The sequence below is a fragment of the Streptomyces sp. NPDC005303 genome (assembly GCF_040607335.1).
Classification (GTDB): Bacteria; Actinomycetota; Actinomycetes; order Streptomycetales; family Streptomycetaceae; genus Streptomyces.
In genome coordinates, this window is the sequence record NZ_JBEXGM010000029.1 from 87,414 (window position 1) to 102,684 (window position 15,271).

Below are 15,271 nucleotides of genomic sequence, written 5' to 3' on the forward strand. Positions count from 1 at the left end.
CTCTGCGATCTTCAGTACGCTGATGGTCCTGGTCATCAGGCCCAACCCCAGCCGACCGCTGCGGCGACGGCTGCGTCCCGTGCGTCGGACCAGGACAAACCCCCCAAGGGACCGACAACCAGTCTCCACCGCGGCACCAAGAAAGATGAGCAGATGTCGGACGCACGCAAGATCGGCGTACTCGTCTTCCCCGGAGCCTGCCTCCTCGATCTGGCCGGCCCGCTCGAAGTCTTCGCCGAAGCCAATCAGCGCGGCCGACAGTACGAAGTGCAGACACTCTCGGTCAGCGGCGAAGACGTCACCGCGTCGATGGGTATGAGGATTCCCGTCGACGCCTCAGCCTTCGCGGCGGAGCAATTCGACATGGTGCTGGTCGCCGGGGGCGAGATCTTCCCTACAAGTCCTGTCACCGCGCCCCTGGTGGAAGCGGCACGACACCTTTCCACCCGCACCCACCGGCTGGCTTCGATCTGTACCGGAGCCTTCGTTCTCGGGGCGGCGGGTCTCCTCAGCGGACACACGGCGACAACACACCCGGATCACGCAGCGGAACTCGCGACACGCCACCCAACGATCACGGTCCGAACGGACAGGAGCTACGTGAAGTCCGGCACGGTGTACAGCTCCGGCTGTTTCACCGCTGCGATCGACCTGGCTCTGGCTCTGTTCGCCGAAGAGCACGGTACTGCGGAGGCACGGGACGTTGCCCGCTCCCTCATCGTCTTTCAACAGCGGCGAACCCACCGCGCCCCGCACTCCGAGCTCCTCACCGGGATCGTCCCGCGCAACATCGCCCTCCGGGAACTCCTTCAGCACATCAACGAGGATCCGGTCGGACCTCATACGCTCGCGGATCTCGCGGCCTACGCCCACATGAGCCCCCGGCAGCTCAGCCGCCTGTTCCGCACCGAGCTCAACACGACACCGCAGAAGTATGTGGAGAGCACACGGTTCGCTGTGGCGAAGGCACTCGTCGAGAGCGGGCACTCCGTGGCCTTCGCCGCGGCCAACGCCGGCTTCGGAACCCCCGAAGCGCTCCGCAGGTCCTTCGTCACACACACGGGATTCTCGCCGTCGGAGTACCTGCGCCAACAGCGCCCACCCCACCGATCTGGCCACACCTCGCTCGGATAGTGCCGTACCTGCCACCACGAAACAACGAGGTAATAGACCGGCGCCGACACTTTTCCGAAGTCCTGTGCCGCTACCCCAGAGCCGTCCCTCGCCGCGTCCACCTGCGGAAGCGCTGCTGGGGTTGAGGAATCGCGCTATCCCATCGGAGAAGATATGTCGGATTTCGAAGGTGTCTCACCTGATCAATCAAGACGCCTCGAGGGCTTGGGTGTCGAGCTCAACGCACTCAACACCATCGCGGAGGAGGAGCGCACCCAGAAGCCGAGTTCGCTCTTCTGGCCATGGTTCGGAGCCAATGTCTCCGTGCTCGGGCTGAGTTACGGTTCATACCTGCTCGCCTTCGGGCTCTCGCTCTGGCAGGCGACGATCGTCGGTCTGGTCGGGATCGTGTTCTCCTTCCTGCTCTGCGGGCTGGTGTCGATCGCGGGCAAGCGAGGATCAGCGCCCACCATGGTGACCAGCCGTGCGGCGTTCGGCGTGCACGGGAATCGCGCTCCGTCCGTCCTTTCCTGGCTGCTTGCCGTCGGATGGGAGACCGTTCTCACCTCCCTGGCCGTGCTGACCACGGCCACCGTCTTCGTCCAACTCGGATGGGACGGAGGTCTCGGTACGAAAATCGCGGCTCTCGCCGTGGTGGTGGTGCTGGTCCTGGCAGGCGGAATCGCCGGCTTCAACGTCATCATGAAGATGCACAAGTGGATCACGATCGTCACCGGCGTCCTGACGGTTGTCTACATCGCGCTGGTGGCGAACCGCATCGACTTCGGCGTCGTCGCCGATCTGCCGGCCGGTTCTCCGCAGGCACTCATGGGCGGCTGCGTTTTCATCATGACCGGCTTCGGCCTGGGTTGGGTCATTTCCGCCGCCGACTTCTCACGTTACCTGCCCCGGAGTACCCCATACTCTCGTGTGGTCGGTTGGACAACGATCGGCGGAGCTCTCGCTCCGGCCATCCTGCTCGTCTTCGGCATTCTGCTGGCAGGGTCGTCCCCCGAACTCAACAAGGCCATCGGGATCGATCCGGTCGGCGCACTCGCCACACTTCTGCCGACCTGGTTCCTCATTCCGTTCGCCGTTGTCGCTGTTCTCGGCCTGGTCGGCGGAGCAGTCCTCGGAATCTACTCGTCCGGGCTTGCCCTGCTGAGCGCAGGAATTCCGATTCCCCGGTATGCGGCCGCCGGTCTCGACGGAATCATCATGACCCTGGGCGCCATCTATGTCGCCTTCTTCTCAACCGACTTCATCGGCCCCTTCCAGGGCTTCTTGATCACCCTCGGTGTACCCGTCGCCGCATGGTGCGGCATCTTCCTGGCCGACCTCTCCCTGCGCCGTAGTGACTATGCCGAACGCGATCTCTACGATCCTCGAGGCCGTTACGGAGCCACGCCCATCGCTCCCTTGCTCATCCTCGCGGGCTCGACGGTCGCAGGCTGGGGACTGGTCACGAACACGTCCGCCGGCTGGCTCGACTGGCAGGGATTCCTCCTGGAGCCGTTCGGGCTGGGCGGCCGGGAAGGGGCATGGGCTTACGCGAACCTCGGCGTCCTCGTCGCGATGATCATCGGATTCGTCGCCACGCTGCTCCTTTCCCGCGGCGCTGTCCGCGCCCAGGAGACCGCGTCCGCAGAGCCGATCGCAAAGAACGCGAGCCCCGTCAAGTGAATGCAACTCCTCTCGCCGCTGACATCGCGATCGATACCACGCCCCTCTTTTCGTACGACCGCAAGGTCTTCGGCCAGTTCATCGAGCACTTCCACCGTGAGATCTACGGCGGCATATACGCCCCGGGGTCGCCGCTGGCCGACGACCGGGGGTTCCGGAAGGATGTCCTCGACGCACTCCGCGATCTCCGCACGCCTGTGGTGCGTTGGCCAGGCGGTTCCTTTGCTTCCGGCTATCACTGGAAGAACGCGATCGGACCGAATCGAACCACCGTCTTCGATCGGGCATGGCGTGTCCCCGAACCGAACACATTCGGCACGGACGAATTTCTGGAGTGGACTGCCGAGCTCGGCGCCGAGGCGTACATCTGCACAAACGCGGGTACGGGCACCCTCGACGAGATGAGCGACTGGGTCGAGTACTGCAACGCGCCCACCGGAACAAGATGGGCTGACGAACGGGCGCGGAACGGGCATTCGCAGCCCTATGGAGTCCGCTACTGGAGTGTTGGGAACGAGAACTACGAAGAGTGGGAGCTCGGTGCCGAGGACCCTCATGCCTGGGCACGACGAGTGACAGAATCCGCCAAGATCATGCGCCGGGTCGACCCGGATATCCGCTTGATCGCGGCCAGCAACGGCGACCCGCAATGGACTCTTCCCATGCTCCACAGCGCCGGAAAGTATCTCGACTACATTTCCGTCCACCGCTACTGGGACATGCTCGCCGACGTGAACGAGCCGGCGAACTACATGCGCAGCATGGCTCAGACTCTTGAGCCTGAGCGGACGATCGAGAAGCTCGTCGCCTTGCTGGAGACTGCCGGCATGCCGCACATCTCGATCGCGTTCGACGAGTGGAACCTTCGCGGCTGGCACCATCCGGACGGTAACGGTCCCGATGCCATCAACGCCCGGGACCTCAACGACGACAACGCCACCTACACCATGGCTGATGCCATATTCGCGGCTTCTTTCCTGAACGCCTGCATACGGCATGGCGATCGGGTGCGAATGGCCAATTTCGCCCCCGCTGTAAACGCCCGTGGACCGCTCTTCGTGCATGAGTCCGGAATCGTAAAACGATCCACGTACCACATCTTCGCCATGTACGCGTCTCTTCTGGAGACTCACACCATGCCCACGTCGGCCCAGAGCTGCGGGCTGGCAACCGGCGATACAGAGGTTCCCCTGGTCGACGTCGTCGCCACCGGTAACCCAGAAACGGGTGCGCTCGCCATCGCCCTGCTCAACAAGTCGGACGACAGAGAGGCCCAGGTGCGGTTGCGTATCGGCGGCGACCTCGTGAACACGCGTGCCGACCTGGTCATTCTCGGAGCCCCCTCACCCCACTCGTACAACGACGTGGGGCATCCGGACGTCATACAACCGAGCAAGGTCCGGACCGAGATCGCAGACGGCCTTCTGACCCTTCCCCCGCACAGTGTGACGGTGGTTCGTCTCGACGACTTCCACCGGCCAACACCGGGACTCGAATGGACCGTTGGCACTCATCGGCACGCCAGAAGAAGCTCACCAGAACCTGCCGGGCCCTCGAAACAGGGCGTCCCTCACCGGTCCCGATGATCTGAGTTGCTCTTCGCCGGTGAAGCCGACGTGCGCGCTGGCCTGTCCTCGGCGCTCCACGATGGTTGTGGCCGGATTTCGTCACCGGTGGGTCACAGGTCGGAGTGCGGGAGAACTGCCGGCTCCACGGTTCTGTCTGGTTCGACGGGAGCGGCAAGGAGCCATGCTCCGGACACCTGGAACTCGGGGGACAGCATGCGGTACATGAACGGAATGCGCGGTTCGGCGATGGCGGTCGTCGTGGCTTCGGCGGCGCTGGCGGTGGCGGGATGTCAGCCCGGTGGGGGCAGTGCGGACACCTCAGACGGCGACGTCACCCCGTCCGGGGCCATCAGCTCAGCGGCCTCCTCCTCCACGTCCGGCGCCCCCAAGCCCGGCAGCTCCGCCTCCGGTTCCTCCACCCCCTCCGCCTCCGCACCTGCGTCGTCCGCGTCCGCTTCGGGCGGTTCGGCGGCGACCTGTGCCGCGGGCAGTCTGAAGGCGACCGCCCGCCAGGCCGCCGTGCGGCCGACCGGTACGGGGACCGGGGCGGCCGTCGTCGAGTTCACCAACGTGTCCGGACAAACGTGCATCCTCCAGGGGCACCCCACAGTTGCCGGCGCCGCGAACGGCTCTCCCGAGATGAACGTGCCGCTCACCGTCAAGCCGACCGGAGCCGCGGCACCGGTGAAGGTGGCCCCCGGCGGCAAGGCGTGGGTGAAGCTGACGTTCGTCCAGGTGCAGGGAGAGGCCGACGGGTACTGCGTGTCCGGTTCGGCGCCTGTGCTGTATCCCACGATGGTCGTCCGACTGCCGGGGTCCGGAGCGCACCAGGTGGCCCTAGACGACGGGCAGTTCGCCGAGTGCGACGACACCGTGACCGTCACCGCCGTATCGGCAATCACGCCTTCCTGACCGATCCCAGGCGCAGCACCAGCGCACGCAACACGACGACACCGAGCGGAGCGGTGTCACTTCTCACCGAACGCCGATGGCGGCGGATCCGTCGTAGATGCCGCCGCAGCGTGGACGCCGGCACCGCCTCACCAAGGCGGTGTGCAGCGCCCCGGTCGCCGTCACGAGCACCGTTCTGGCCCCTGACCGAGGACGACCGGGCCATGACACTGGTCGTCTTCGTCTACAACCCGGTGACCACCACGGCCCCAGTCCTCCACGGCCAGCTCCTTCAGGCCCAACGGGACCTGTCGTGACGGCTGGCCGAGATCGAGGAGGCCAGGAGCACGAGCAGGTGCTGCACGCCCAGGCGGTGCTGGCCCGGGCATGTGCCCAACTGGCCCGCGAGATGCCGGCGTGGTCTCCCACCAGGTCAGCCTGATCGCTGTACGGGCCGGAGCCATGCAGGTCGCCGCCACCCTCGACGCGGACGCACAGGAGGCGGCTCCCGCGATCCGTTCTGTTGCGTGCTTCCGGCAGCGACGCCACCGAGCCGACTCCGCAACCCACCCTGGCCGACCTCAGCTCGTGGACTCGAGCGGCACTCGTGCGAGGCTCACGGATGGACTGCCGCCTGCGGGAACGGGCCGACATCCCGCACGGCACCCTGGAGGCCGGCCCCACCATGGCATGGGGGATCTGGTGCGCGTCCTCAGGCACGGGCAAGGCCAGCGGGGCGCCGCCCCTCCCTGGGTCGGCGCCCCGCATCTGTTCTCCGCCAGGTCAGTCAGCCGGTGTCAGCGCGACCTCGGCGCTGCCCGAGAGGGACGGCAGGCCGGCCGGGGGCGTGTCGGTGTAGGTGGCGTTGAAGACCGCCTTCAGGTTGTCCGAACCGCTGTGGCCGCCGTCCACGAAGGTCTTGAACGATCCGGAGCAGCCGTTGCTCGACGACAGCGGGTGGCCGTGCGAGTCGTGGCCGAGGATGAACGAGACGGTGACCTTCGAGCAGTCCACCGGCTGGTCGTCGGTGACGGTGACCTGCCAGGTGACCGTGTCACCCCAGTGGAACGCGGTGCCGCCGTGCGGGGCCGGGTCGGTGGTGAGGGAGACGACCGGCGCCTTGTTGCCGACCACGACGGGAACCGACGCGGAGGCCGAGCGCCCGGTGCTGTCGGTGACCTTCAGCGTGGCGTCGTAGACACCGTTCTTGTCGAAGGTGTGCTTCGGGTTGGCCTCCCTGGAGTCCACGGTGCCGTCGGCGTCGAAGTCCCAGGCGTAGCGCAGTGCGTCGCCGTCGGCGTCCTTCGTGCCGGCGCTGGAGAACTGCACCGTCAGCGGGCTGGTGCCGTTGACCACGTCCGCGGCGACCTTGGGCTCCGGGGTCCGGTTGCCGCGGGTGAAGTCGATGCGGGAGAGCTGGGCCTCGGGCAGCTCCGCGAAGTACCCGGTGCCGTACTCCAGGACGTAGAGCGCGCCGTCCGGGCCGAACTCGGCGTCGATCGGGCCGTCCGTCTTGATCGAGGGGATGGCGTCCTCGATCTTCAGTACCTCGTTCTTCTTGCCGAGGGTGATGGCCTTCATCTGATCGCGCGTCCACTCGTAGAAGAGCGGCTTGCCGTCGAAGTACTGGGGCCAGCGGTTGGCGGCCTTGTTGTGCTGGTCGTAGCGGTACGCCGGGCCGCCCATCGGGCCGATGCCGCCGGTGCCGAGTTCGGGGAACTCGGCGGAGGCCCCGTAGCCGTAGACGATCTCCGCGTTCTCGACCGGGGGCAGCTCGGTGCGGCCGGTGTTGTGGCGGGAGTCGTTGACCGGCTTGGCGCAGTTGAAGGCGCCGGCGGAGGTCTGGGTGGCGAAGTCGTAGTCCTGGTAGGGCATGTCCCGGGTCACGCAGAACGGCCAGCCGTAATTGGCGGGGCGGTCGATGACCATCCAGCGTCCCTGGCCGGCGGGGCCGCGGCCGGGGTTGGCGTTCTGCGCGTCGGGCGAGTAGTCGCCGACGTAGACCTCGCCGGTCCTCTCGTCCACTCCGAACCGGAACGGGTTGCGCAGACCCATGGCGTAGATCTCGGGGCGGGTCTTGGCGGTGCCCGGCGCGAAGAGGTTGCCGTCGGGTATCGCGTAGCCGCCGTTGCGCTTGGCCTTGATCCGCAGGACCTTGCCGCGCAGGTCGTTGGTGTTGCCCGCGGTGCGCCGCGCGTCGTAGGCCGGGTTGCGGTCGGCGCGGTCGTCGAGCGGGGCGTAACCGTCCGAGGAGAACGGGTTGGAGTCGTCGCCGGTCGACAGGAACAGGTTGCCCCTGTGGTCGAAGTCGATCTTGCCGCCGACGTGGCAGCAGATGCCGCGGTCGGCGGGTACGTCGATGACCTTCTGCTCGGTGGCAAAGTCGAGCTTGTTGCCCACGAGCTTGAACCGCGACAGGCGGGTGACGCCCTTGTACTTGGCGAAGTCCGCGTCCGTGCCGAACTGCGGTGCGTCCCCCTCGTTGACGCCCGGGGTGGCCGGGTCGTCCATGGGGGTGTCCAGGCGGGGCGAGTAGTAGAGGTAGACCCAATGGTTCTTCGCGAAGCCGGGGTCCACGGCGATGCCCTGCACGCCTTCTTCGTCGTGCTGGTACAGCCCGGCGGGGCTCTTCTTCATGTCGGCGGCGAGGAAGTTCACGCCGCTCTTGGGGTCGTGGATGCGCACCTCTCCGGTGCGCGCCGTGTGCAGGACCCGACGGTCGGGCAGGACGGCCAGGGCCATGGGCTCGCCCGGGCGGTCGTTGAGGGTGACCTTCTGGAAGTCCGACGCGGCCGGCGGTACGGGGTCCGATTTGGCGGCCTGGGCCGGGGAGAGCGGCAGGAGCCCGACGGCTCCGGCCATCGCAGCCGCCCCCATGAGGGTGACGATCCGTCTGTTGCGCACTCAGAACTCCTTTGGTCTGGCCGGCACGTGAAAAGCCAGGCGAAATGCGTGAGTTGGACGCTAGGGCGCCCACTTTCAACTCGTCAAGGACAAAGTTTCGATGGATTCGAAGAAAGTTTGTCCCGGTCTTTCTTGGTTTCCGGGCCCTTTTGGGCACGCCGGGGACCCGCCCGACGGCAAGACGCCGGCGGGCGGGGCACCGCGGGTGACAGTCGGTCAGTTGCAGGCGCGCAGGCCCGCGAGGTTGTCGTAGCCGACCTTGGCGAACTCCAGGGACTGGGCGGGGACCGTCGTGCTGGGTGCGTTGTCCTGCTCGACCATCGGGTTGTGGTAGTTCTTCGCACCCACCCGGGTGAAGAACCTCCGGTAGTCGATGTCGCCCGTGCCGAAGGGCACCATGTCGTAGCCCAGGCCGCTCTGCAGGTTGACGACGCCGTCCTTGGCGTGGAAGAGCGGGAAGCGGTTGGTGTTGCGGACCACGAGCGCCGCCGGGTCGAAGACGTCCTTGCGCTGGGAGCCGTCGTGGGCGGTGTAGGTGTGGAACTTGTACTGGGCCACGTGTGCCCAGAAGACGTCCAGCTCCAGATAGACGTTCTTGCGGTCCGTCACCTTCAGGAAGTACTCCAGCTTGCGGATACCGGAGCTGCGGGTCGGCCGGCCCTGGGCGTCGAGCGGGCCACCGTCGAGCAGGAAGTCGTAGGCCGTGTCGTGGTTGTGGGTGTAGAGCTTGATGCCCTCGCGGCGGGCGATGGCGCCCAGGGTGTTCCACTTCTCCGCGGCCACGTCCCAGTCGGCCCGGTACGGGGTGTTGGTGGGGTCGGCGCCGGTGCCCATCTGCTCCATGCCGAGGATGTTGGAGATCTCCAGGAAGCGCTTGAAGGTGTCCAGGTCGGACGAGGTGAGCGGCCAGGACGGCGGGATGTAGCCGTGGCTGCCCTGCGCCCGCAGGCCGTACTCGTCGAGCCAGGAACGCAGCTGCTTGGCCCCCGCGACGGTGCCCAGATCGGCGCCGCCGGGCGCGTTGGCGTGCTGGCCGTAGCCGGCGAACTCCACCTGGCGGTAGCCGAAGCGCGACAGCTGACGGAACACCTCGCGGAAACCGGAGGGCAGGTCGGAGGCCAGCGGGTCACGGCCGACCGCGTCACGGACGGTGTAGAGGATGATGCCGCGCTTGTTCGGCGGGACCAGGGCGGAACGGCCCCGGTCGGGGCCTGCGGCCAGTGCTCTGTCCTGCGCCAGGGCGGGTGTGGCGCCGAAGACCGGGGCGGCGATCGCCGCGGCGGTGACGGCCGTGCAAGTGCTGAGGAAACGGCGGCGGTTGACGCCGAGGGTGCGGCGCAGGGCGTCGCCGGTGACGGCTTCGTCGTTGAACGCGGTCACAGTGGTTCTCTCTTTCGTTGTCGCGGTGCTGCGGGTGCCTGACGTCCGCCGCCTCAGGAGAGGCCGGCGAGCCGCAGGAGAAGGGACTTCACTTCGGTGGCCGCGACGCGGCCGGACACTGCGCGGGGGGTGGAGACCAGGACGAGCGGACCTTCGTCGTCGCTCGTGGGGCGGCGGCCGTGGCTGCCGCGGATGGGGGAGAGATCAAAGGGCGAGGACGCCGTCGAGGGTCTCGGCCGGGTGGACGTTGGTGCGGTAGGCGAGGTGGAGGGTGGAGCCGTCGGGGTGGCGGAAGCGCATCGCTCTACTCGCCCCCGCGCAGGATGGAGTTGCCCTCGTGCAGGTTCCGCGCCTGCGGGACGTCGAGCCGGAGGCGGCCGCCGAGTCCGTAGAAGGCGACCGGGTTGCGCCACAGCACCTGGTCGACGTCGTCCTCGCCGAATCCGGCGGCGAGCATGGCGTCGGCGACCTTCCGGGTCTTCAGCGGGTCGCTTCTCCCCCAGTCGGCGGCCGAGTTGACGAGGATCTTCTCCGGTCCGTACTCCTTCAGTACGGCGACCATGCGGTCCTCGTCCATCTTGGTGTCCGGGTAGACGGAGAAGCCGAGCCAGCAGCCGCTGGCCTTGGCCTCCTTGACGGTGGTCTCGTTGAGGTGGTCGAGCAGCACCCGCTCGGTGGGCAGGCTCGACTCGTGGACCACGTCCACGGTGCGGCGGAGCCCGGCGAGCTTGTCGCGGTGGGGCGTGTGGACGAGGGCGGGCATGCCGTGGTCCGCGGCGAGCTGGAGCTGGGCGGCCAGCGCGGTGTCCTCGGCCGGAGTCATGGAGTCGTAGCCGATCTCGCCGACGGCGACGACACCGCCCTTGACGAGGTAGCGGGGCAGGGCGTCCAGGACCGGTGTGCAGCGCGGGTCGTTGGCCTCCTTGGGGTTCAGCGCGAGAGTGCAGTGGTGGGCGATGCCGTGCTGGGCGGCGCGGAAGGGCTCCCAGCCGAGGAGGGCGTCGAAGTAGTCGAGGAAGCTGGACGGACTGGTGCGGGGCTGGCCCAGCCAGAACGACGGTTCCACGACAGCGCGCACACCGGCGGCGTGCATGGCCTCGTAGTCGTCGGTGGTGCGGGACGTCATATGGATGTGCGGGTCGAAGATGCGCATCACGCCTCCTTGGGCTCTCCGCCCGTCAGGGTCAGCACGCGGCCGAGGTCGTCAGGGACGTCACGGCCGGCGGCGGTGCGCTCGGCGGCGAAGTCGGTAAGCATGCGGGCGAGTTCGCCGTCGCCTGCCGCCCGCTGCGCCAGGTTCGCGACCGCGTCGACGGGGACGCCGGTGAACAGGCACTTCAGGACGGCGTGACGCCAGGCGTGCGCATCGAGGTGGGCGGCGGAGTAGGAGCCTACGGCGGCGGCGATGAGCCGGGTGTCGTTGCTGCGCAGGGCGTCCTCGACGAGGTGGACGGCGTGCGGTCCGTCGACCAGCGCCGGCAGGGCCCGCAGCACGGCTCGGCCTTCGGCGGCACTGCCCTGCTGGTGGAGTCGGGTCAAGGTCTGGGCTCCCGCCCGGGCCTCGAACAGCAGCAGCGTACGGACGGCGTCAGCGTGGTCGTCGCCGCAGTGCCGCCCGGCGGCGGCGAAGCACAGCTCCCAGCTGTGGGTGAGGTACGGGGAGTGGGCCGCCGGCGCTGCCTGTACGGCGGCCGCGGCATCCGCCGGCGCTTCGTCGAGCCAGGCCCGCGCGGTGTCGGCGGCCAGCGAGGCGGTGACGTCGCCGCGGGTCCAGGGAGCGGTGTGCGTCATGCTGCCGACGCTCCCTTCATGGTGGTGGCTGCCACGGTGCGGAGGAACTCCATGGAGGTGCGGGCCAGTTCAGGACCGGCGTGGGAGTGCCGGGGCAGTTCGACGACGGTCAGGCCCTGGTAGCCGGTGGCGGCGAGGGCGTCCAGCACGGGCGGGAAGTCGATCTCGCCGTCGCCGAACGGCAGATGCTCGTGCACCCCGCGGCGCATGTCCTCGATCTGCACATGGCGCAGCCAGGGCGCCGCCGCGCGGACGCACTCGGCGGGCGGGTCCGGCTCCAGGCACTGGCAGTGGCCGATGTCGAGGGTCAGACCGAGCGGAGGAGGGCTGCCGAGCGAGGTGCGCAGGTGATGGAAGTCCGCGAGGGTGGCCAGGAGGTGGCCCGGTTCGGGTTCGATCGCCAGTGGTACGCCGGCGGCGGCCGCGGCGTCGAGCACGGGCGTGAGCGACTCTCGCAGGCGCTGCCACGCGGTGTCGCGGTCGATGCCGGGCGGCATGATGCCGCTGAAGCAGTGCACGGCGTGCGCACCGAGGTCGGCGGCGACCTCGACCGCCGTGATCAACAGCCGGGTGCGGGCGGCGCGCCCCTCGGGCTCCGCGTCCAGCAGCGACGGGCCGTGCTTGCGGCGCGGGTCGAGCACATAGCGGGCGCCCGTCTCGATGGTGACGGTGAGGCCCAAGGCGCCGAGCCGACGGGCGACTTGGGCGGTGCGGGCGGCCAGGTCGGGGGCAAGCGGGTCGAGGTGCATGTGGTCGAGCGTGAGGCCGACGCCGTCGTATCCCAGCTCCGCGAGCAGGCCGAGGGCGTCGTCCAGACGGAGGTCGGTGAGGCCGTTGGTGCCGTAACCGAGGCGCAGTCGCTGTCGGCCGCTCATGTGGGGCTCACCTTCCGTGCGAGGGTGCGGGCCAGGGGGACGAGCCCCAGCAGGGCGAGGGCGGTGCCGTTCGCCCCGGACCGGGCGGCGAGCGCGGCTTGGAGTGGGATCAGGGCGCGGATCCCGCCGCCGACGGCGCGTTGGGTGAGGGGCGGGGACGGATTGAGGGCGGCATGAAGGAAGGGAACGGCTGCGGTACGGGCGTAGGAGGCCGCGGTCAGTACCGGGAGGGGTCCCGTCGTCGCACTGGTCCGTCCCAGTAACGCGCCGAGCACCGTGGTCGCGCCGAGGGCGGCGAGGGGGGTGGCTGGGGAGCCGCCGTGCGTCTCGTGTCGCGAGACGGCGGTGATGGCGTAGGTGTGGGCGGCCAGGGCGACGGTGGACGCGGCTACCGATACGGACGCGGACGTCGGCGCGGACATCGGCGCGGACATCGGCGCGGATGCGGATGCGGGTGCGGGTGCGGTGGGACGTCGCCAGCCGGGGGCTCGCCCCTGGCGCTGCTGCTCCCCGCTCCCGGCCACAGCCGCGCTCCGCAGCGTGCGGTGAGCGGGCAGCGTGGTGGTCGTGGCGCCTCTTTGGCCCGAACTCGTCGCGCCGGCCGCGGACATGGTGGCCGTGGCGCCGAGCAGAAGGTCCAAGGCTCGGGCCGCGGCCATCGCCGCCGGGGCCGCAGGGGTGTGCTTCAGCCTCAGGTCGTACGCCCACACCATGGCGGTAAGCGCCGACGCCACCGCGAGTGCTGGGCGGCCGGCGCGGGCGGCCAGGGCCAGGCCCGCCGCCGTCAGGACTCCGGCCGCGCCCAGCGCCGCCCTCGGCGAGATGCGGCCGGAGGGGACGGGTCGATGGGGGCGGTCGAGGGCGTCCTCGTCGCGGTCGGCCCAGTCGTTGAGTGCCATGCCCGCCTCGTAGAGGCAGAGCGAGGCGCCCACCGCATATGCCGTGCCTCGGTTGGGCCGCAGTCCGCGGGCCGCGGCACCGGCGAGGGCGTCGCCAGGGACGGTGAACAGCGCGGAGACGCGCAGCAGTTCGGTCCAGTCCCGCAGCCGCGTCCGCAGCCCGCGCATCGGTCCGGCGTCCACGGGGCCCTGACCGGTTCGGAGTCGGGCGGGCTGTGGGGTGCGCGCCGTGGTGGGCGGGGCGAGGCGGGTCGGGGCGAGCGAGGCGAGGCGGGTCAGGGCCGGCGGGGCGAGGCGGGCCTGCAGAAGGCGGATCACCGTGCCTCCCGCAGTCGCTCGGCGAACGACAGCAGCGCGGTGAACTGCTCCGGCAGCCCCGCCGGGCCCCCGTCGGGATCCTTGAAGTAGAAGCCCAGTTCAGGCAGCGGACCGGACAGGCCCGCCTCGTGGGCGCGGGCGACCAGGCGGGCCAGGTCCAGCACGAGCGGTGCGGCCAGGGCCGAGTCGCAGCCCTGCCAGATGGTCTGGAGGACCATGCGCGTGCCGAGGAAGCCCTCGAAGGCGACGTGGTCCCAAGCGGTCTTCCAGTCGCCGAGCGCCGGTACGTCGTCGATGTGCACCTCGCCCTGCGGTGTGTGCCCGAGGGTTTCCGTCAGGACGCGCTCCTTGCCGGCGTTCTTCGCCGCGGCGGCCCCCGGGTCGGCCAGCGCCGCCCCGTCGCCTCCGCCCAACAGGTTGGTGCCGGACCAGGCCCGTACGTGCAGGGCGCGTTGGACGAACATCGGGGCGAGCACGGCCCGCAGCAGCGTCTGGCCGGTCTTGCCGTCACGGCCCGCGTGGGGAAGTCCGGTCGCCGCGGCGGCGTCGGTCAGGGCCGGGGTGCGCAACCCGGTGGACGGGGTGAAGTTGACGTAGGGGCAGCCGGCGCGCACGGCGGCGGCCGCGTACAGGGAACTGGGCGGCAACCGTTCGGCGTCGGGTGCGGGCAGCGGCTCGGTGGAGGAGACGTTGACGACGACCACCCGTGCCAGTGCGTTGCGTTCGCGGAACGAGGTGAGGTCGGCGGCGAAGTCCGCGATGAGTTCCTCGTCGCCGCGCGGGTCGTCCGGGAGCGGGCCGCCGGGCCGTATCTCCTCGTCGGCGGCCCGGAGTTCGGAGCGCACGGCGGGGGCGAGGCCGTGCGGCAGGACGCCCGCGTCGGTGAGGTGTTCGGCCCGCTTGGGCAGCGGGCAGTGGGCGGTGTCGTGGCCTCCGAAGACGAGTGAGGTCAGCGGTGGCAGGCCGGTGCCGTCGAACGGTGGGGTCTCGGTGACCATGCCCGTCGGGGCATGCAATCCGGCGGTGACGGCCGCGCATCCGGCGACGGCGGTCGTGGCCACCGATCCGCGGGCTCCGACGAACCAGACACCGCTGCGTGCGGTCCGCTCGCCGATCTGGGGTTCCGATGCGTTCCCGTCGTTGTTCACGGGCTGCCTCCCTGCCATGTCGATGTTCCGATGTGGTGTGGAGGGCGGTGGGTGGGGGCTCGATGGCCTCCCGCCCACCGCCGGCACTTGGGCGGCTTCGGCCGCGGCCCCAAGAGGGCTGTCTCCGTGGTCGGCGCGGTTACGGCGTGCACGTGGGCGGCACATGGACCGCCGGTGAGAGATGCGGGACACCTGAAGGCCCTTGGCCCTGCGCTGTGCAGGACCTCCTTCGTAGGTCGGTCGAGCGGTGTGGCACACGATCTGGATGAGCCGTCAGTTTCGGACCACTGTGTGGTTCCTGTGCACGAGGGGAACGTAGCCGCGTTCGTCCTTGACCGGAACCCCTTGTGCACGAAGAGGACGAACTTTCTCCAGGTTCAGGACAAAGCGGCATTGGGGCAGCCCGGATCAGCCCGACGACTCACCCGCCGCCGGGCCCCGACCTGACCGGCCCTCAGGGCCGACGAAAAGCAGCCGCCGTGCGTCGGCGCCCCAACTGGGCGCATCCTGCGGCCATGTACGGCTTCGTCGCGCGGCACGACCGGCCACGGCGGCGCCGCTGAAGCCCGTTCGTACGCCGTGCTCCAGCGGCGGAGTACCTACTTGTCGTTGCCTCCGAAGGCCGCGTCGAAGGAGGCCGACGGGGGCTCGAAGTCGTATGCCTTGAGCCGGTTCAGTGCCTCGGGTGCGCCCTGGAGCCG

The 15,271-nt window shown here is 69.3% G+C and carries 11 protein-coding genes and 2 pseudogenes; 5 read left to right on the top strand and 8 right to left on the bottom strand.

The window, feature by feature from the left end; genetic code table 11:
* Positions 1–153 precede the first annotated feature (153 nt).
* The 5 genes and pseudogenes from ABZT93_RS31330 to ABZT93_RS31350 form a co-directional block, all read left to right on the top strand.
* Entirely contained in the window at positions 154–1,134 is a 981-nt protein-coding gene (locus ABZT93_RS31330; RefSeq protein WP_356111023.1) for a DJ-1/PfpI family protein, read from the top strand.
* A gap of 153 nt (positions 1,135–1,287) precedes the next feature.
* Positions 1,288–2,796: a cytosine permease gene (locus ABZT93_RS31335; RefSeq protein ID WP_356111025.1), complete on the top strand. Its 1,509-nt coding sequence runs from the start codon at positions 1,288–1,290 to the stop codon at positions 2,794–2,796.
* Positions 2,793–4,382, top strand: a complete 1,590-nt coding sequence (locus ABZT93_RS31340; RefSeq protein WP_356111027.1) for an alpha-L-arabinofuranosidase C-terminal domain-containing protein — start codon at positions 2,793–2,795, stop codon at positions 4,380–4,382. Before ABZT93_RS31335 ends, ABZT93_RS31340 begins: the two co-directional genes overlap by 4 nt.
* 195 nt (positions 4,383–4,577) lie before the next feature.
* A complete protein-coding gene (locus ABZT93_RS31345) occupies positions 4,578–5,276 on the top strand; it encodes a DUF4232 domain-containing protein (RefSeq protein WP_356111029.1) in 699 nt (232 codons plus the stop codon).
* A 176-nt stretch (positions 5,277–5,452) separates the two neighbouring features.
* Positions 5,453–5,891: pseudogene (locus ABZT93_RS31350) on the top strand (two-component sensor histidine kinase); the annotation flags it as partial.
* A 147-nt stretch (positions 5,892–6,038) separates the two neighbouring features.
* Here ABZT93_RS31350 and ABZT93_RS31355 read toward each other — a convergent pair.
* From ABZT93_RS31355 to ABZT93_RS31390, 8 genes and pseudogenes are all read right to left on the bottom strand, one after another.
* Positions 6,039–8,159, bottom strand: a complete 2,121-nt coding sequence (locus ABZT93_RS31355; protein ID WP_356111030.1) for a PQQ-dependent sugar dehydrogenase — start codon at positions 8,157–8,159, stop codon at positions 6,039–6,041.
* 216 nt (positions 8,160–8,375) lie between these two features.
* Positions 8,376–9,539, bottom strand: coding sequence for a sugar phosphate isomerase/epimerase family protein (locus ABZT93_RS31360; RefSeq protein ID WP_356111032.1), 1,164 nt, complete (start codon positions 9,537–9,539; stop codon positions 8,376–8,378).
* A 53-nt stretch (positions 9,540–9,592) separates the two neighbouring features.
* Positions 9,593–9,751 (bottom strand): annotated as a pseudogene (locus ABZT93_RS31365) (alkaline phosphatase family protein); the annotation flags it as partial.
* Between the two features lie 92 nt (positions 9,752–9,843).
* Positions 9,844–10,692, bottom strand: coding sequence for a TatD family hydrolase (locus tag ABZT93_RS31370; protein WP_356111034.1), 849 nt, complete (start codon positions 10,690–10,692; stop codon positions 9,844–9,846).
* Positions 10,692–11,330: an EboA domain-containing protein gene (locus ABZT93_RS31375; RefSeq protein ID WP_356111036.1), complete on the bottom strand. Its 639-nt coding sequence runs from the start codon at positions 11,328–11,330 to the stop codon at positions 10,692–10,694. Before ABZT93_RS31375 ends, ABZT93_RS31370 begins: the two co-directional genes overlap by 1 nt.
* Positions 11,327–12,205 carry a sugar phosphate isomerase/epimerase family protein gene (locus tag ABZT93_RS31380; RefSeq protein WP_356111038.1) on the bottom strand — a complete coding sequence of 293 codons (879 nt, stop codon included), beginning with the start codon at positions 12,203–12,205 and terminating at the stop codon, positions 11,327–11,329. The genes ABZT93_RS31375 and ABZT93_RS31380 overlap by 4 nt, the downstream gene beginning before the upstream one ends.
* On the bottom strand, positions 12,202–13,272 hold the full coding sequence (locus ABZT93_RS31385) for an SCO3242 family prenyltransferase (protein ID WP_356111051.1): 1,071 nt from the start codon (positions 13,270–13,272) through the stop codon (positions 12,202–12,204). The genes ABZT93_RS31380 and ABZT93_RS31385 overlap by 4 nt, the downstream gene beginning before the upstream one ends.
* A 146-nt stretch (positions 13,273–13,418) precedes the next feature.
* Positions 13,419–14,570 carry an inositol-3-phosphate synthase gene (locus tag ABZT93_RS31390; RefSeq protein ID WP_356111040.1) on the bottom strand — a complete coding sequence of 384 codons (1,152 nt, stop codon included), beginning with the start codon at positions 14,568–14,570 and terminating at the stop codon, positions 13,419–13,421.
* Positions 14,571–15,271 lie beyond the last annotated feature (701 nt).